This is a genomic window from Frankia sp. R82 (genome assembly GCF_023716925.1).
Lineage (GTDB): Bacteria > Actinomycetota > Actinomycetes > Frankiales > Frankiaceae > Frankia.
Genome location: NZ_JAMQQG010000181.1, coordinates 1 through 959, shown reverse-complemented (window position 1 = coordinate 959; position 959 = coordinate 1). Strand labels below are relative to the sequence as shown.

Sequence of the window (959 nt, the reverse complement as noted above, 5' to 3'; positions counted from 1 at the left end):
CTAGGCCGTTTCTCGTGGATCTTTGAGCCAGATGAAGATCGCGGCGATGGTGAGTTCGTTGCGGTAGTAGTGGGCGCGCTTGGTGTAGCGGGTCGCGAGTGCGCGCCATTGCTTGAGCCGGTTGAAGAACCGTTCGACGACGTTGCGGTGCTTGTACCGTTCGGTGTCGAATACCGGTGGCCGTCCGCCCGCGCGGCCGCGCCGCTGGCGGTTGGCCTTCTGGTCGGCGCGTTCGGGGATCGTGTGGCTGATGCCGCGGCGGCGTAGTTCGTCGCGGATCGCTTTCGTGCTGTAGCCCTTGTCCGCGAGTACATGCTCGGGGCGGGTCCGGGGCCGGCCCGGGCCGTCGCGGCGGACCCGGATTCCGTCCATGACCTGCGCGAACTGGGTGGAGTCGTTGACCTGTCCGGCGGTCAGCCACAGCGACAGTGGACGGCCTTTCCCGTCGACCGCGGCGTGGATCTTGCTGGTCAGGCCGCCCCGGGAACGACCGAGGGCCTCCGCCTGCTGGGCGGTGTCCGGGGTGTGTCCGTTGAGGGGACGGTCCCCTTTTGATCCTTCGGGACGGCATGCGGGGCGCCGGCGGCATGCTGGTGGGCGCGCACGATCGACGAATCGATCGACGCCTCCCAGTCGACGGCGCCGACCGCGTCGTCCTTGACCACGACGTGGTCGAGGATGCGATCCCAGGTGCCATCCAACGACCAGCGGCGGAACCGGTTGTAGACCGTCTGCCATGGCCCGTACCGTTCCGGCAGATCCATCCAGGGCACACCGGTGCGTTCCCGGAACAGGATCCCGTTCAGGACCATCCGATGATCCGACCAGCGGCCGCCCCGCGGCGGGTTCTTGGGCAACAACGGCGCGATCCGCGCCCACGCCATGTCGGTGATCTCATGCCGACCAACCATGGATCATGAAGCCTACCCGGCAGTCAAGATCCACGAGAAACTGCCTAG

Annotated in this window: 1 protein-coding gene; it reads right to left on the bottom strand. The window is 67.2% G+C overall.

What is annotated here, in order from left to right; translation table 11 throughout:
• Positions 1-911 (bottom strand): IS5 family transposase gene (locus ND747_RS16490; RefSeq protein ID WP_374216248.1). Its coding sequence is split into 2 segments (ribosomal slippage): positions 1-530 and positions 530-911, totalling 912 coding nucleotides; the frame shifts between segments, so codons are not numbered across the junction.
• Between the last annotated feature and the right edge of the window lie 48 nt (positions 912-959).